Below are 17,557 nucleotides of genomic sequence, written 5' to 3'. Positions count from 1 at the left end.
CGGGTTTTCTCAACTCAAAGCTGATTGTTTCTCTAAAACTGTAGGTCAAACTTTCCAGTTATTTTTATCAAATTAATTCTTTATCTCTAAGGGATTTACTGATATAATTGTGGGTAATAAAGTGAGCGGTGGTGAGCTTATTGTTTCCTCAAATTGTATCCACAAAAAAGGCCGATGGTAAGACCTACAGGTATCTCCATATCGTTGAGTCCTACAGGGACGGTAAAAGCGTGAAAAAACGCCGTATTGCCAGCTTGGGTAACATTGATGAGTATTCTGAAAAGGAAATCGAGCAGATCATTCTTAAACTGAATTCGCTCCTACAAAACAGGGTCTTGGGTTCGCTCAATGACCTTGATCCTAAAGCAACCTTACATTTTGGGGTCCCCTACGTGGTGCAATTTTTGTGGGATCAATTCGGTTTAACCAAGGCGATTCGTGATGCCCTAAAAGACCGTGAGGTAACGTTTGATGTGTCCGGTTACATACAAGCCATGGTTATCAACCGACTGATCGACCCTTCCAGCAAGATGCATTTATTTGACACGATCGAGGATCTTTATCTGCCAGATGTTTCACATAAATGGCAACTCCAACATTTCTATCGGACCCTCGATCATCTCATGGATATCAAGCCGCAGCTTGAAAAATTCTTGTATCATCGGCTCACAGATTTATTCAACCTGCAATTATCTTTGGTTCTTTACGATTTAACGAGTACCCATGTCACAGGGCATCATTGCCCTATTGCCAAGCATGGTCATACTCGCACCCATCGCCCCGATCTCGAACAGGTGGAACTCGGATTGTTGGTGACACCGGAAGGTCTTCCGATCACTCATGAAGTGTTCTCTGGCGAAACACCTGATAAAAATACCGTGCCGATGATCCTGAAACGTTTGAAAGAGGAATTCGCAGTAAAGCAATGTGTCTTTGTGGGTGATCGTGGGATGGTGACGGACAAAAATATCCTCGTGTTAGCTCAAGCTGGGTATCCCTATATTGTGGGGTATCATAAACGGGGCCGGATTGTCAGTGATACTTTGTTGCAAACGTATACGGACGTCCAGTCCTACGCAAAGTTGAAGGATAACCTATCTTACTTAGAGGTACCGACAGTCCAGGTAGAGGATGATAACAAAGAGGCTCACACAAGGTATATCTTGTGCTACAACCCGGTAAAAGCAGTTCATGACAAGGCATTTCGAATGGCTGCCATGGACGAAGCTGAAAATGCCCTTTCGGAACTACAACAACGATTAACCAAGCCTAAGCGGGGAAGGAAACCGGATCCGAAAAGCACCATGGTTAAGGTTGCGGAAATTCTAACAAAAAAGGGAGTAAAAGCGTTCTTTGAGGTAGACTACGATGGTCAACATTTGACCTATAGTCGCTATGAACCTGCCTTGGAGAAAGAAGCTTTGCTTGACGGTAAGTTTCTCGTCAAGACGAACACTAAGTTGCCAGCAGCGGAGGTTGTGCTTTCCTATAAGACCTTGATGAATGTCGAGCGTGCGTTTCGAGAAATTAAAAACTTTCTTGAAGTCGGACCCTTGTATCACTGGAATTCCAAACGAGTTGAGGGTCATATTTTCATCTGTGTGTTAGCCTATCTGTTTGAACAAGAACTTCAGGTATTGTACCGTAGGCATTGGCAAACTGAATCCGATAAGGCTCTCAAAATTTCGGAAGAAGCCGATCGGACTAAGAAACAATTGGAATTAAAGGATCGTTGGTTCACTGGGGAAAGCATCGTCAAAGAATTATCACGGTGGAATGTTTTGAAGGGCGAGTTTTTGGACAAAAAATTTCTCAGTGTACCACCTCCAACGACAATGGCCCAGCAAATGCTTTCTTTCGTTGGGATTCCATTGCCCGCTAAAATCATTCATTTAGACTAATCAATGTATCAAAATTAATACTCACATTCATTATTTTGCTCCGCCATCAGCGGGGCTAAAATAATGTGTAGTGCAAACTTGCACCCACAAACCCTTGCTGTTCCTGAGGCACTGTCAAGGATGAGATTCAACGCTGGCCAAACGTGGGAAGCCGACCGAATATTAAAAGAACTTCCTGAGGATTTGGAAGCTCATAAATCTGGAGAATGGATTGTTATGGATTTAAGTAAAGCTTCGGAGTTTTTTGGGATTACCTTCAGTAAGTTTGGGGGTATCATAAGTTTCTTTAAGGGTTAAGAAGAATTAAACAAAATACTTATAATCAGAAATTTTGTTCTATATGCTTAAAGTATAGCTGGGCAGGCTACAGAAATGCACTCGAATGCGGACAGGCAAACGGGTGCTTTTGTTATTACTAATGTCATTGAAACTTTCGTTTTGTTATAATTACTTGTCTAATAACTTTATCAAAAATAAAAAAAGCCCTTCGCGATACGAAAGACTACTCATGCTCAATTGTCAGAATTACAGTCGAATTGTTCGGGGCAATATTAACCTCAAACAATCGAGAGTGAATAAATACTTTGTCTATAATCCACATACAAATTAGTGAACTGAATCCAATAACCGTAGCAATGTTTGACGTCATACTTACCACCTCCCGAATGCCAACTATTACATTAAATCCCCAACAAACATTAGTTTTCCAATCTCTCGATTGGATGAGGCGGGACAATCAAACAATAACATATTCATCTCTTTCTTTCAATAAATAGTTAAACAAACAACTTATTGTCGGCATATCCTTTTTCAGATTTATTACTGTGTATTCAAGGCCTTTGATCAATGTTTCTTCATTAAATTTTTTTAACAGCAGATACAGATTTAGCTTGTTCAATTTTTTAGTGGTTAGGTGTAAAATTTTGTATTTTAAAATATGTTCATTGACACGTAATTTTTCAACGGTAGTTATAAGATTTTCTGACAAATCCAAATCTGGATAACTTACTAATATTTCTATGCCCGTTCGTGCTGGATTAAAATTCTTTATGTTCTCTAGGTTAGTATTCACGAAAATACAGTTCTCAAATGTTGCGTTCCTAAAGTTTGTATCTTTCAATAACGAACCTACAAATACACAGTGTTTAAACCTAGCTCCTGTAAAATTAGAATTCCTAAAATTAGCTCCCCAAAATTCCACACCAATAAACTCTGAATTCTTGAAACTACAACTTGTCATTATTGAACCTTTAAAATTAACATGCTTAAATGTGACATTTGAGAAAATAGCAGAGAAAGACCTGCTTTTTGAATAGAATTGATACTGTATAACTTGTTTATTCGATTTTCCTTTAAAAACATTCAATCTATTCATTTTCCTTCGCTTCCACATTTTTCGCTTAGCTTTCTTCATGATGCCAATTTGCTTACTTCTTTTCTTTTCTGCTTTTCTCTTACTCTTGGACTTTGCATTTTTATTAGTCACATTTTGCCCCCTATTAATGAGCATTTACCTCTCTCAAAATATTATGATGTTGGCCTTTGGTCATTCCAAAAGATGGGATGGGATACATCCCACCAAGCACTTTGTCAGACGAAGTAGAGACTTGCCCTCATGAAAGCAGAGCTTTATACTATGCGGAACTTGTCGTTCCGCATAGGTACCTGGCCGACGCGGAACATCAATAAATGACTGCTTAAAAGCCTGTTCCGCCGAGTACTCATTCACTTAGTTAGCTCAGTCTTACATTGACCCCAGGACCTTTAATGCTGCAGTCTTAGGATCACCATAGAAAATCGGATCAACGTGCTCAATAACGTCCGCATTGACATCTAGAAAACTCCGCTTGTTCTCGATCGGAATTAGAGCTCGCTTAGCACCATTGTCCATTGCTACTTGGAGTGGCTCAACCAGAGAGCGTAACGGCTTAATGTTACCTTGAACACTCATGTCTCCAAGTAATAAAAGGGCGGGACTAACAGGCACCCTCCTTAGTGCGGAATAACAGGCAATAAAGAATGCAACGCCAATCTCAGACTCCACTCGGTTTCCTAAAAGGTCTATCACCTCAATATGAAGATCCGAGGTATCAAGGTCACGGGCAATTCCCAACTCACCCTTCTTAGTTTGAACAAAGCTGAACGCTCTTTGAATAGATTCCTTTATTACTCCCGATACTCCACCTGCTGTCTTTAACTTTCCTGTCCCACTAGAGACAGAAACCTCAATGCGATAAAGCCCAACAGTTCCATCAGCGGTTATACCTCCGCCATAAGCTGTACCTGGGGCAAGTGGGTCCACTGAAATAAGATCACGCCCTCCTTGTTCAGGTACTCCAACAAAGCGCTCCTCCCCGGTTTCCTGAAAAGTGTAACTGAAGGAAGTCTGATAATACTCAAAGGAGCCCATTTTTTTCAGTTGTTCCTTAACCCGACGACGTCCCTCCAAGGCAAGCTCCAAAATCTCGGCCAGCTCATCATTCGTTGCCTCACCGTGCGGATAGATAATTTTCATTAGGCCCGAGACCGTCTTGCGAACTGCTTTCCTGTCACGGGCATTTAGATGCGAGCCAAGTGAGAAATAGTGATCGAATGCCTCAGTAAAATTATGTTTCCGCATTTCACGGAGCGCCTCAGCCAAATAATCAACCACAAACCCGTAGTGATTTGTAAATAGATCATTTTGCATCTTCGGTATTTCCCAGCCAGGGAGGTAGAAATGGAGACGGTCAATGAAAGCCATGTCGTCGCGGATAATATCGGGCATTGGTGCAAACAGATGACTCGACTGTACCATTACTTCCACAGGCTGGTTCGTATTTCCAAACATCGCTATACTTGCATCACCGGTGGTAGCCTCTTGACCACGCTGGAAGGTACCAGATTCGCAGTAGGTCTTCATTGTGGTTATTACTTCTTTGGGCATTTTCTGAAGATCAGCAACCTCGTCAAATCCTACTACATCCCATATTTGTACCATACCCTTCTGTCTACCACTCATGTGACCGAACAAGTTAGCAACGGTAGTCCCACCCGTAATCAACGCTGAGTAGGGTGAAATCTCTTGCACAACATAACTCTTACCAGTACCACGGGGGCCAAGCTCTACAAGGTTATAATTCCGCTCAGCCAGCGGGATAAGTCTGATTAGGAATAACAACTTTAGCCTACGAGACATCTCGGCTGGCTCATATCCCATACTTCGAAGCATTAAATCAATCCACTCGTCAGTCGTAAAATTACGCCGGCCAGCACGGTACAGCTCAAGATCAAATGTTGCAATTTGGATGGGTGTGAGCTTATCAATCCAGAACGGATACTTGCCTTTTCCGTCTTCGTCATACTGAAAGCGCATATCCAGTTGTGCCCATACACCACCGGTCAGCAACCGTTCATAATCACGAACGTACTGTGTAGGTACATGTAGGAACTTATGTCCGAAGTTATTTGCTTCTGCCCAATAATCTGAGTCAACAAGTCGCACCTTGACCTTGTCGATAAAAGTATACTTATGGTTTTCTTTGACCTTACTCTGAGCCTTTACTGATTCATCAGGGCGTATATAATTGTTGGCTAATGTATCATTAACGACCTGAAGCCCCATTTGAATTGCCACTTCGTCAACTGATGCACAGTATTTCCCCAGGAGGAACTCCAACACAAATACAGGCACATTGGCACCTACTTTGACCTTTCGGACTAGGTCCTTTCGAACAACTTTACCTGCAAACACTTGATTGGCTTTATCATCCAATGCATCTCTTGTTGGAATTTGATTGTAGCTCATATTTTACACTCCAAGTCTAACTGGAATATTTTTAGGAGACCGATACAGTTCGGCATCTGTGGTTGGATCTTGTATTACGACGCGTAACGATGATACAGTTTCGTCGCTCAGTAAAAATGCTACCGTTACTAGCTTTTCTGACGGAAGCTTTACGCAACCAGTATTTCTATCAAGTTCAGCGTCGATGGCCATACCAACCGCCCCAACTTGCCTTCCCTCCGCCATTAACAATGGACGAATAATCATAGTTTCTGGGAATAGTGACAAGTTAGGTCCTCCAAACTGTAGCGTGACACTGAAGATCCTATTTGTGATAGCGTCTGGTATGCCGGTAGCTTGGACGAGACTTACAAATGGTTGAGTCGTGAGACGGCCTTTTAATCGTACCGAAAGAATTGGAATTACTAATTCTTGAAGTGATAATCCTCCATGATGATACGCAAGATCTCCACCCGACTTAAAGACACCACTTCCAGTAGGGAATACAAAGTCGAGGTCAGAATCGTAGCCAAGAGAACTAGCGGCAACACGTACGCAGCCAATAGGTGTTTGCCCTCCATGGCCAATCCAACATCGGCGGTGCAATTCGATTTGGTTACCTCCCGGCGAATCAGTGCGCATTGACTCATCCCGGTCAGTCGCAAAGAAAAGATGGCCGTGGTCAGCTGTTACCACCGAATACTCTACTCCCACTAATGACAGCTTTTTAATAGCTCGTGCAAGATTGTCGATAACAGTGTCCATTACCTGACGTGCTTGGAAAGTTGAGCCTGTTTCACCGGCATGATCAATTTCCTGAGACCTAATGATTATTACTTGTCCACCCTCGAGCCTCTTAATTAGTTTGGACGCTCCCAGTCCCAAAAGATCATTAAGTGTTATGTCAACGAGACCGGGAACACGCGATGATATGAACTTCTTACGGGCTGGAAGATCAGGCATAAATGCGTCCTCAATACGTACTCCAAGCTTACCGTTCTGCTCGACCACCGAGAAACTACTTGATGCACCTGGTAAGAGTGCCCCCATTCCGATTGGAGTTATAGTTGGTATGGCTCCAAATGCGTGGCGCACTTCAACTTCAGCTACTGTTGGGAGACGCTGAGCTAACTCAAGGCCCATCTCAAATCGCAAAGCGTCAACAAGAAAGTAAGCTATTGGCTTTGGTTTATTATCGATAGTCTCGGGGAAAATCCGTGTTTGACCCATCGAAGATAATCCTGTCCAATTTGCCTTAACCATAGCCCGAGTAAATCCCTCAGCCATGCCCTGGCATACATCTTCGTATAAGCGCCGTACAACGAAAAGTGGTTGTTCATCAGGCTCTTCTTCTAGTGTCCCAACTAAGGTTTCAAGCCTACGCTGGGCCTGATCAAGGCGATACCAACCTTCCTTAGTGGTATATTCGTTAACCCACCAGTTGGGGTTATTATCAGCACTAGAGATCGCTATTTGAACCTGTATCGCTATTTCTCCTAGATTAGCCATCCGGCGGCAGGCTTCCCACTGGGCTTTCCTTCCAACGTCTGAGTCAAGCCAAAAGTTGTTTTCTCTCCCACCCACAAGAGATAGTGCTTCTTCAAAGCGATGTGATGCAATAAGGCTACTACAATATTCCAACATTTCTTTCTCTTCAAATCTAAAGGTATCGATGGATCCAAGTGCAGCGGCGGAAATGTTTGCATCTTGAAGCCCCAGTTCTCTCTCTACCTGGTCTGCAAGAACTGTATATTCGTTTGAGTATGCCGAACGAAGCTTACATGCAAATGTTTTAATATAATCTTCTTGGTCTTTAGTCTTGGGTAATGGTACGCTATCAAGGCTACTTGGAGCAGTACATTGAAGGTCAGCCCGAAACTCGTTTGCTAGAACGTAACGCACTGTAATAGCGCGTATTTTCGCTATCGCCGCCTCCTCAGATAGCTTTAAACCTAGCTGAGAGTCTACCAGCTTTACAAGTTCGCGTGTAGCCTCCTTCTTTTCTATTTCTTCATCTCGATTGTTTCGGGCAATCCATTCGGCTAAAATATCACTGTTTCCAGAAACTCCGTGAAAGATAGACTTGAGGATTGAAGGCCGCTCTGCCAATGCATCTTCTGATGATGCTCTTGCCAGGTCATAATAAGTTATTAGTTCTGAAGCAAGCATCTCATCGATGATTCCATCAGTATAGCGTTGCCTGAGAACGTTACGGGCCTGTCTCTTTAACTCTGGCTCGTAGCATTCACCAGCTTTTTCAAGTTCCATTAACACAGACCCGTGGCGGTCCCGTTCCTTAGCAGGGACATAGATGACAACCAATTCAGGCACATCACCGCAAACTAGGGGCTCAACAATTTTTCGCACCTCGAAATAAGAGCCATAGTACTCTACGAAATGAACTTGAATTTCATCGACAATAAGCGAGGTCGTCGAACCGTGAGTTTTCTGTTCTCCTACAAGTTCATTAATAAATAAAGTATACTCCTCTTGGGGATCGTACCAGACAATGACTTGGCGGTCCTTCACCTTCTTAGCAAGTTGCTTTACTATGTAATCGTGGAGTGGATGCATTACTTATTACCTCCTTTTGAGGAGACGACAGTCCCACGACTCCGCCCATTGATCGAGGCAACAGAAGTTCCAAGAAGCCTTTCTAACGCTGCCTTTGTTGCTGGTGAGGTTCTCTCACGTACCATCTCAACTATCGGGCGTGTGGGTATTTTACGCTGTACCAACTTACCGTTATTTCCCTGCACACAAAAGAAGTCTACTAGTCCGTGATTTAGAGCGAGGCTAATACTAATAGAACACTTAGGAATAACTCGCTCGGGCCATAAATTCATGGCCAAATGCGACCAATCATACTTTCCGGCACATAACGCATCCCAAGTTGTTTTAAGTTCTTTTTGCAATGTTTTACAATGCGGGACTAAGCGCCACAGAGGGGCAAAGTTGATTATCACACCGTCGTTGATATTGGGATTCCAAAGAGGAGCCAAATCTTTTACCTCCTGCAAAAATGCACGGAGCTCCCCCACAAAAGTTTCCTGTGCCATCAGTTGCTTCCGTTCACTCGCTCCCGGCGTAGATCCAAACTCTTGGCGCATTCCTTCAAGTTTACCCTCTTCGTGGGCAAGCTTTGGAGCAACATAATCGTTCTGGACCTTATAGAATGTATCTTTTGTAAACGCATGTGCATATATCCAAACAGAATAACTAGCTGACGGTGTTGCCAGTTGCCAGTAAATTGGTGACTTGCGACGGCTTTTGGAATACGTCTTAATGTGAAGAGAGAAAAACTCCTTGGCCAACCATGTACGACAATCATCGGCAGACAAGTCCCCTTCACTAATTGCACACCTTTCAAGAATGTCCATAAGAATTGTTCCAATGTCACTGCCATGACCAAGATCGTCAACAAGAATTACCTTAACAGGAAGAAGCGGTTCAGTGCCACTTGGGACCATTCCGGGACTCCTAACTGGTAAATGATCAAACGGCTCTGGCTCAAATGGTATAGAGCGTTCTCCTGTAGCCAGACGAAGGTCAAAACGACCAAAAGCAACGCCGACACACCAAGAAAGAAGTCCGGAACGGTCGTTTTGAACAGCATTTGATTGGACCTCGTCTAGATCATCGTCCTTTGGATCATTACAGATCTCTCCCGGTTCATGATTCAAGAGGCTTTCGATTACAGAACGGTCCTCGCCTTCCAATCCGTATAAATGAAAAACTATTTCATCAATCTTATCCTGAATGTCCGATAACTCTTGTTTGATAACCACCGAGTCAAAGGTATCAACACGCTTCCGTAACACCGTTGGTAGGACAAAAGCATGCGAAGTTTCATTGACCGTATCGAGAAGACGTTTTAGTGACCATGCACGATAAGCAAGTTCAGCAACTTGTTTTGAATAAGGTGCATATGGGACGACTCCAATAACCCCTACTTGATATGAGCGTGCAGCCGCGTCCCCAGCACCCACGAGAAGACTTATAAGTCCGTTAAATGGCGCTGAATTCATTAGAGCTAAAGCGAAAAACTCCTCTCCGGCAAAGAAGCCTGCTGAACCTTTAACAGAAAATACCCCTCCAGAAGGCCATATCCGTGCTGAAAAGCGTTTTGTGGTTCTATCACTCCACGTTAGTCCTGGGCGAAAGTAGAAATCTGTATTTTGGGGCCGTGAGCATATTTTACCAGTAATAGGATCTTTAAAGTTGCAGATTTCTGCACCGTTATCCGCCCAATTCACTACTAGGTGTATATCAGCGTAGAATGGCGAAAACACACCACCTTTAGCAAAATCAAACCATTTGCTACCAATATCCGTTTCAGATATTTCCCACCAAGTTCTTACAAAACGAAAATCGTCTGCGGTGGCAAGTCCCTGCCTTATTGCGCGTCCGCCTGCCTCAAAAGGTTCTAACCGTTTGAAAGTAGCGCGTACTCGATCACTAACCCAATAGGCAAACGGACTACCCGGTACTTCATTAAATCTATGAGGTTGAACCTTAAAATTTAGAGCTTGATCCGGTTCTTTGATGCTCCTAAGAAGTGCCGCCGCTTTATCCTCTACCTCTAAAAGACGAATAAATAAGGTCATGCTTTCACCTCCAGACAATACGCGGCAGTCTCTACCATTGCACTATCTAGTACACCATGTCCCAAGTCTACGAATATTACAGGTGGTGCCTTGGCAAGCAAGATCTCTTCGCGCCACTTCTGAAAGCTTGACAGGAAAAACCCTGTGCGCGACGTAATAGCACCTAACCGTGCGTTTGGGTATAAAAGCTCTATTCCTCGTTCTACAAACGCTGCGTATATATCGTTTTTTGTTTTTGGATATGCTTTCTCGAACTCCTTCTTAGCAACTATACTCCCTGCACCAAAAGGTGGATTCATTAGTACCACATCATATTTCTTTTCTGATAGTTCTAATAGACCTATACCTTGGGCAGCATCATCGGTGAACAATCGCCGCCGTGTTCGCCCTTCTGCATTGGCCTCTTCAAGAAAACGTTCTAGGGTATTTCGAAGTTTCTCTTCAGATGGTATAAACAATTGTAGTTGCCTATGCTCCTGTAACAGGTACTCGAGACGTAGCAGCATCCCCAATTCCCCAGCAAGTTTCAAAGTGTCAATGAGTTTAACAAAAAGTGCTTGAAGCATTTCATCTCGCAAACTCTTAGCAAATTCATGCACCATCTCTACCTCACCCGGCATTGGCTCAGCAATTACGATATTGGTACGGCGAACCAATGGCCTCACTGAACGAACAATTCCAAAACCTTGATAAGCACTCTGTGCTCTCATCCAAAGTGCAAGCTGGGCTATTTGAGCACATCGAGGATCGATATCAACACCATGCAAATTACACCTAAGAACCAATGAGGGAATTGCAAGACGCAAATCGTCCAGAACACGGTAGTCCTCCCTCAATGTGTGCCCAGTGATAATGCTTGCTGGGGACTCAATGTCATTCCATGCTTCTTCGTAAATTACTAGCAATAATTCGAAGGCATAAAGAAGGAAGTGACCTGAACCACATGCGGGGTCCAGTATGCGCAAGTCGCGAGGGTCTTTCTTTTCCCGTGTCGGGCGTAATTCCTCTTGATTATTTACAAGGTACTGACACGTCTTCACAAGTTGTGTTTTTCCCTGCCGCATTTCATACCAGATACACCCAAGAGTGTTATCTGTTAGAAACTGAACAACATAGCGAGGTGTGAAGAACTGGTTGCGTACGGCAAGCTCACGGCTATTACGCGGTGCCTGAGACTCTTCACGCATAGCACGACGTTCTTCACCCGAGTTGAAAAACTGGTACATCCAGCCGAGTGTTTCGTCTTCACTCCATACACCGGAAAGCTCGGGACCATTCAAAATGTTAAGCAGATCTTCGAATGTCTGTCGCTTCGGCCACAGTACAGATGCTGGGTCGCGACGGTCAAATAGCACCTTTACCTCAGTAGAGAGCTCGTCAAAGATGTTTTCTAAATAAAGACGATATCCAGTATGGTCGGGCAGTAGGGCAATTCCTTGCGCAAGACCACAGAACTCTCTATAGCCGATTGATTGCTCTCCCTTGGATATGCACTCTTGCACAAGTTCACGTGATTCGAGCATCTTAAGAGCAAATATTCTATTAAGAAACGTAAAAGCTGTTTCACGAATATAGTGGAGAATGGCATCGGCTGAATTCATACCTCCGGCTCGTTTGTGCTCAATGACAGCAACCATCTTATTCCGGAGCAATTTCTGACGAGAAGATAGATGTGCTCCCCCAAGAGGGGAGAAACTACCGGACTTCAGAATATCGTATGTGCCCTCAAGAATAGAGGCAAAGTCATCCTCTAACAGTATACGAGCACGTTGTGTGGCTCTCTCTATTGAATTACGGGTTTCCTTATCCATTCTGCGCCCCCTATAGTACGATTACCTTTTTCCCTGCGCCAATTATGTGGGCGCATTCCTCGCGGATTCCCGACAGTGCAGCTTCGAGTTGCTCGACAGTTTCGATTCCACCAGAAAAGTAACTTCCCAGACTGAGGGTCACTAATCGATCGCCTTCTATTATCCGATGTACCTGGGCAATCGCGGCCTTAATACGTGATTCACACGCGTCATACTCTGAGCGCAGTTGGTTAATCGGCAGTCTTTTATCATCATCCTTAGACATCCCTCGTGCTAAAGGCGCAGAAATACGTTGTTGCTGTTCCTCACTAACTTGTGCCCATCCCTCAGTTTTAATGAGCTGATCTAAACCATTGGAATATACATTAATACGTGCCAGAATGACTTCCTCGTAACGCCTATCGTACTCGGATTCGATTGCTTTGGTATATTGTTCAATTAGCTGTAACTCACGGAAAAATGTTTCGCGTGCTAGGATATCTTCGAGTACCTCTGCTTTTGTCCTTAGGTCACATGATACGTCACTTTCTTCTTTCAAAAACGGCCACGCTACTCTGAGAGCTACTTTAGCACGACTAAGATTTCGAAGACCTTGCTCCGTAAACGCTTGCTCAAGTTCTGAACCTCGCTTGATGGCCTCCTTTATCGAACGATGGGACGAATTAAATATGGTTATAGCATTCTCGTCGGTCCCACGCATGATTGCCTTCATTTGACCAAAAGCATCTTCAAGTAAATAAACCCCTGGGAATCGATTTGTAGCTAAATGACTCAATGCGCCAGAAATTATATCTTCGTGACGAGCAATTTCGCGTCGAAGTTCTGTAGCAATAGAACTCGAATTAAGTTCTCGGACCTCACTACCGAAAGTGTCCCTAAATGCCTCAGATGCTTTAACCAATTCCTGAAACTCCATTCCCTTCTTAGGACGGAATGATGATTGACGGAACATATTGTTATTCGAGAAGGTCTCCTTGGCCTCAATAGTAGTCACAGTATCGATTACTTGACCTTTACTTGTCGCTTCAATCTGACCAGCACGCAGTAGACTAATTACGAATAAACGAACAACCTCAAATTCCCAGCCGAAAGGTTCATTAACAAACTCATCAGTTAAATATCGTCCACTCGCATTATCCCCATAATTGGTACGCTCCACGATACGACTATAAACTTCAGCTAAAGGACCACTCTCAATGTTGAAAACAGCTTTCCCCTTTTCATCGCGTAGAAGTCCGAGGTTACTGAACACCATGGGTAGCCCTTGTAAGTTCTCTGCGGAAAATAATGTTTCCACACTCTTCTTTGCATCGCTTGATCGAACAGCGGCTTCTTTAAAACGATCGAAAACCTCAGGTAGCACGTATCCGAGGATCTCGGCCACGCTTTTACCTATATCTACCGCTCTGTCTCCTGGGCTTCGATCATTCCCACGAAAGTAAACATTCCCAGCTAGACATGCAACCTTAAGTAAACGACGCAGTTCGTCTTGATGCCTACGTAAGCGAATTTTCTCATCAGTGACAAGTGCTGTCTCATCAGCAGTTTTGGCCTCACGTTCCTTATGAGAAAGAATTGCTTTGGAACGGAACGCCTCGACGATCTCCTTATCAAGGGTATCATTTAATGGAACAGTCCAATATACATTCTTTCTCTCGAGCTGACTCCGCTCACGCAACTCTATAGTTAAATCCTTATACTCCTTGCCACTTTCGCCCATGTAGACATGGAAAACCATATCTCCATCCACGGCACCCTTACCTTGTATTGCCAGCCCAGCCCTAAAGGTCTTTGCTTCAAACAGAGTATGAAAAGGTTGCGGCTGCCAAAAACTTGTCAGAGCTTCAGAATACAAACGGTGAGTATCACCATGCTCAGGATTACTTCCATTTCGCAAACGCTCCCAATCATCTTCGGCCGGGGTTGGAATCCGATAACCATCATCACTGTGTCGAACTTTATGAGCCGCTTCAAGTAGGCGAAGGGCTTCCCTCACCGAAGCGAGTTGGGAATCGGCTGTCATACTTGGATGAAGTGCTGAGGCAATATTTTCAGCAGTTCTGTGGACACTTTTAACATATTGTAAAAGGCAAATCACCTTCGCCACTGATTGGGCAAGGGGATGGTCAACTTCTTTCCCTATTCCAATGATCTTAGCACGAACGTCAGAACTGATATTTCCTTCAACTAGATCGTACACCTGATCTAGGCGAGCTAACGACCCAACGTTATGTTCGGCAAGATTCACAGCGGGGTTAATCAAGAGTTGCTGAGCTAGCTTAATAATAGTTCTATTTGCACCACCTACATGCCTACTAACCCCACCCTGAGTTCGGAGACCAGAGACCACCTGGATAATAAGGTCAATTTGATATGGGAGGAGCGGGTAAAGATCTATAAAACTGGCGCGGGTTAACTCAGGTAACCTAATATCGGCAGTCAATCGTGTACTCTCGCTAAGTCGCCCCCGATGTTCGTCAAAGAGCTTTCCAAGCATCGCCTGCGCAGGAGCATTCTTAGCTAAAACTCTGCGACTTGTTACCTCAGAGATGTCTGATGGTTCTAAATGAACCTGTTGCGGAAACCTATCCATAAGCCGAGCAAGTTCGATCTTCTTATCATCCAGTCCACTAACCAGTTCGCCAAGCTTTTCTTGTGAGGTAACCACAATCCAAAGCTTACCACGTCCTTTAACGCCTAGGCTCTGAACCACTGCCTGAAGGTCAAGCATCTTTTGAACATCGCGAGCAACAAACTGTCCAACTTCATCAATGACAAACATCAAACTGTGCCCTGGACGGCGCCGCCCCATGAGTTCATTGGCCCTCTCTGCAAGTTTTCCTGGTGTGATGTCGGCTTTGTTCTTGACGGCCTTTACCCACGAATCTGCCATTGGGTATGTATCTTCATCCATTCTATGAATTACGCGACTAGCCTCGCTAAGAGCAAAAGCGACTTTACCTTTTTCGACGTTCCAGTCTTTCTTATAGAGGATTTTATACTCCTCTTCGAACCGACTGAGTTCCCCCTTCTCCTCTAGAGCAATCTCCAACTCAGCTAGGTCAAGGTCCTTTGCGTAACCAAGACTTTGTAGAAATAGACCGTACATAATCTCCGTCAGGGTTTGGTTGCCACTCCGAATACCACGGTCTGTTGAAACATCAAATATTACCGCATGAGTCGGAATATGTTCATTGATCGACTTGAGTAAAACCTGTAGCTTCCCGTCTTCGGTCTGATACGCGAACTTTTCTGCGGCCGATTCGCCAGTTATTGACCGATTAGAAATGGATAGCCCTAGCATCTTAGCGAAACTAGATTTACCAGAGCCAAAAAAACCTGATACCCAAATTGCAATTCCCTCGTGAGGCTTATTTGGAGTTTCACTATATGCTTCAAATATATTGGTATAGTAGGCTCCGATAGCTTTGGTTACAATATACTCTTTGATCTCATCGAGTATAATTTCTTCGTCATTTTGGTCAACCTTGATAACTTCCTCGATACGACGAGTAATGTTATTAGCATAAAGCCCTTTTATACGTTGGGTTGTCATCGTTGGCTAACCCCCATTAGAATATTTTCGGACGATAATTGTGCTCCGCATCAAGTACGCCCATAAAACGAAGTCCTGATGCACCGTCCATATTGCCGGGATAAAAAAGGACGGTTGGCACATACACGTGCCCTTTTAGCTGCTCTAGAAGTGAAAAAGTACGATATACTGGGAAAAGCGCCCCGGTTCGGGTTATAAACACAATGTCCCGTAATGGATCTGGATTCTCTGGCATTCGTGCAGCTACTAAATTCACAAGAGGCTCGTACTCCGACAATACGGCGTGCACGGTCTCTATTATACTTTCAACTCCTTGGTCGCGTTCTGCAGCAAACCAGTCCTCAATAGGACGCTGGGAACACATTGCTTCGTCGAGACACTCAGCAAGTGAAATCCTTTTAATACGCTTTCCCTTTTGAGTAAGGCGGGTCTCAAGCAATGTAACCTGTTTTCGCAGTTGAAACTCTTCGTCTGGGTTATAGTGAAAGATTACATACGGCATATCATGGTAGGCACTAATACGTTCGCGAGGATCACGAATTTCAAGAACTGGCTCGAGAACTTGCTTAATTCTTTGCTCAAGGTCACTCATTTTATCATCACCTCTGCATAATGGCTGGCGCTGGAACATGGCAGTGTTAATTCAACTAGGCTCCCAGCTGCCTGATAATCAAGTTTACGGAACTGGTGAAGGCGAAGCAGTTCCCGCTCAACATCAGCTGGGCGCATTAACGCTGTTCTCCAGATGGGGCTCGTAATCACCTTCGAGGTGCTTCCTTCATATTCAGCTATTCTCTGAGCCCAATAAATAAAACAGCGATCAGATAAGTGGAAAGTAGCAAAGTTACGTTTTAACCTTGTTCCACTCAAAATACCAAGATCAGTTGCCATCCGTATTAAGTCTAAGGCAGTCCTCTTTACGCCATAGTCACTAAGACTTTTCACTCCAGGATTCAACCGTGGCCAGTTTTCGAAAACAAATGGGCTTACATCTTCTCCTCTAATCACAAAACGGCCGTCAATGAACTCAGGAAATAGCCAATCTACAGCGAATGAAAGATATAACTCCTCATGAATACTAATCCACAAGAGCAGACATGAGCACCATTCTTCGAAGGGAAGACCTGCTTGCGCAAGCTTGATAAGTTGTTGTGCATCTTCCTTACCACGAAATCTTCGACGTATCGTTGTAAGTACTTCTTTTTCCCAGGAAGCAGTTTGATACATCCCGCTAAGACCATGGAGTAAATTTTCTTCAAATGACAGATCATCATTCCATTTTGAAAACAACGCATAGGTATCTGTTGTCATTGCTCCCTTACGTACCAATCGTTGACATATATTGTTTTCTCTAGCCATTATGGACACCTCTTATAAGGTACGACAAGATTACCAACTTGTCCAAGTGCAAAGCCCATAGCAAGTTGAACAATGTCCTCATCTTGTCCAGAAAACAATCCTGATAATTGAGCTGAAGGTCCTTCACCAGACCGTTTTAGCCTAGAAAGATTTTGAACATCGCTGTTAGTGACGAGTTCAAAGTTTTGGAGTGTTTTGAGCAGCTCATTACCTTGTATGGACTCAACTTTCTCAAAGAACGGTTGCCAATCACTGGCTCTATCAAGCCACCGTTCCCAGCTAGTATTAAACTCTTCCTCAATATCTTCAGGTAAGTTCCATAGAGTAGCACAACCGGGAGGATTAAAGACCTCATTACAGCGGTGTGATGCAACGGCAAAAACGGATCTAGCCTGTGCAAAGTGATGGGTACGTGGAAAACCTCGGCGGAGGGTCATTGATCCGAGACGTCCAAGCTGGCCCTTGGTATTCCACCACTTCGCTAGATCCATCTCACCAAAACGAGCAACGACCAGGCGAAGTTTAAATAGTAACTCTATGTCAATAGTAAAGTTATT

At 44.0% G+C, this 17,557-nt stretch carries 12 protein-coding genes; 2 read left to right on the top strand and 10 right to left on the bottom strand.

The genetic code is table 11. The annotated features are described in order from the left end of the window. Window positions 1–140 precede the first annotated feature (140 nt). A complete protein-coding gene (locus ACYQ3Q_RS24035; RefSeq protein ID WP_459930979.1) occupies window positions 141–1,901 on the top strand; it encodes an IS1634 family transposase in 1,761 nt (586 codons plus the stop codon). A 63-nt stretch (window positions 1,902–1,964) separates the two neighbouring features. Continuing rightward, a complete protein-coding gene (locus ACYQ3Q_RS24030) occupies window positions 1,965–2,198 on the top strand; it encodes a hypothetical protein (RefSeq protein ID WP_459930978.1) in 234 nt (77 codons plus the stop codon). A gap of 205 nt (window positions 2,199–2,403) precedes the next feature. Here ACYQ3Q_RS24030 and ACYQ3Q_RS24025 read toward each other — a convergent pair whose 3' ends face one another. From ACYQ3Q_RS24025 to ACYQ3Q_RS23980, 10 genes are all read right to left on the bottom strand, one after another. Beyond that, entirely contained in the window at window positions 2,404–2,550 is a 147-nt protein-coding gene (locus tag ACYQ3Q_RS24025) for a hypothetical protein (RefSeq protein WP_459930977.1), read from the bottom strand. An 87-nt stretch (window positions 2,551–2,637) separates the two neighbouring features. Beyond that, window positions 2,638–3,387: a pentapeptide repeat-containing protein gene (locus tag ACYQ3Q_RS24020; RefSeq protein ID WP_459930976.1), complete on the bottom strand. Its 750-nt coding sequence runs from the start codon at window positions 3,385–3,387 to the stop codon at window positions 2,638–2,640. Between the two features lie 258 nt (window positions 3,388–3,645). After that, a complete protein-coding gene (gene brxL / locus ACYQ3Q_RS24015) occupies window positions 3,646–5,688 on the bottom strand; it encodes a protease Lon-related BREX system protein BrxL (RefSeq protein ID WP_459930975.1) in 2,043 nt (680 codons plus the stop codon). Window positions 5,689–5,691: 3 nt separating this feature from the next. Continuing rightward, window positions 5,692–8,241 carry a PglZ domain-containing protein gene (locus tag ACYQ3Q_RS24010; protein ID WP_459930974.1) on the bottom strand — a complete coding sequence of 850 codons (2,550 nt, stop codon included), beginning with the start codon at window positions 8,239–8,241 and terminating at the stop codon, window positions 5,692–5,694. Beyond that, complete coding sequence (locus ACYQ3Q_RS24005; protein ID WP_459930973.1) at window positions 8,241–10,274, bottom strand: BREX-1 system adenine-specific DNA-methyltransferase PglX; 2,034 nt, start codon at window positions 10,272–10,274, stop codon at window positions 8,241–8,243. The genes ACYQ3Q_RS24010 and ACYQ3Q_RS24005 overlap by 1 nt, the downstream gene beginning before the upstream one ends. Further along, window positions 10,271–12,085, bottom strand: coding sequence for an Eco57I restriction-modification methylase domain-containing protein (locus ACYQ3Q_RS24000; RefSeq protein WP_459930972.1), 1,815 nt, complete (start codon window positions 12,083–12,085; stop codon window positions 10,271–10,273). The genes ACYQ3Q_RS24005 and ACYQ3Q_RS24000 overlap by 4 nt, the downstream gene beginning before the upstream one ends. Before the next feature lie 10 nt (window positions 12,086–12,095). Beyond that, window positions 12,096–15,641, bottom strand: coding sequence for a BREX system P-loop protein BrxC (brxC, locus tag ACYQ3Q_RS23995; RefSeq protein ID WP_459930971.1), 3,546 nt, complete (start codon window positions 15,639–15,641; stop codon window positions 12,096–12,098). Between the two features lie 16 nt (window positions 15,642–15,657). After that, the gene (locus tag ACYQ3Q_RS23990; RefSeq protein WP_459930970.1) at window positions 15,658–16,233 is read right to left on the bottom strand and encodes a BREX protein BrxB domain-containing protein; all 576 of its coding nucleotides are present in this window, start codon (window positions 16,231–16,233) and stop codon (window positions 15,658–15,660) included. After that, window positions 16,230–17,000, bottom strand: a complete 771-nt coding sequence (locus ACYQ3Q_RS23985; protein ID WP_459930969.1) for a BrxA family protein — start codon at window positions 16,998–17,000, stop codon at window positions 16,230–16,232. Before ACYQ3Q_RS23985 ends, ACYQ3Q_RS23990 begins: the two co-directional genes overlap by 4 nt. Continuing rightward, the coding region (locus tag ACYQ3Q_RS23980; RefSeq protein ID WP_459930968.1) for a BrxE family protein at window positions 17,000–17,557 on the bottom strand (558 nt) is incomplete at its 5' end. The genes ACYQ3Q_RS23985 and ACYQ3Q_RS23980, both read right to left, overlap by 1 nt.

The organism is Desulfosporosinus burensis (assembly GCF_054657535.1).
The sequence above is the reverse complement of the archived record's forward strand: the minus strand, read 5'-3'. Positions and strand labels throughout refer to the sequence as shown.

What these genes read in the sequence shown, in the direction of transcription:
- ACYQ3Q_RS24000 (WP_459930972.1), bottom strand. Translation starts at nt 12,085, where the DNA reads ATGGATAAGGAAACCCGTAATTCAATAGAGAGAGCCACACAACGTGCT.
- ACYQ3Q_RS24030 (WP_459930978.1), top strand. Translation starts at nt 1,965, where the DNA reads ATGTGTAGTGCAAACTTGCACCCACAAACCCTTGCTGTTCCTGAGGCA.
- brxC (WP_459930971.1), bottom strand. Translation starts at nt 15,641, where the DNA reads ATGACAACCCAACGTATAAAAGGGCTTTATGCTAATAACATTACTCGT.
- brxL (WP_459930975.1), bottom strand. Translation starts at nt 5,688, where the DNA reads ATGAGCTACAATCAAATTCCAACAAGAGATGCATTGGATGATAAAGCC.
- ACYQ3Q_RS24005 (WP_459930973.1), bottom strand. Translation starts at nt 10,274, where the DNA reads ATGACCTTATTTATTCGTCTTTTAGAGGTAGAGGATAAAGCGGCGGCA.
- ACYQ3Q_RS23990 (WP_459930970.1), bottom strand. Translation starts at nt 16,233, where the DNA reads ATGAGTGACCTTGAGCAAAGAATTAAGCAAGTTCTCGAGCCAGTTCTT.
- ACYQ3Q_RS23985 (WP_459930969.1), bottom strand. Translation starts at nt 17,000, where the DNA reads ATGGCTAGAGAAAACAATATATGTCAACGATTGGTACGTAAGGGAGCA.
- ACYQ3Q_RS24025 (WP_459930977.1), bottom strand. Translation starts at nt 2,550, where the DNA reads ATGACGTCAAACATTGCTACGGTTATTGGATTCAGTTCACTAATTTGT.
- ACYQ3Q_RS24010 (WP_459930974.1), bottom strand. Translation starts at nt 8,241, where the DNA reads ATGCATCCACTCCACGATTACATAGTAAAGCAACTTGCTAAGAAGGTG.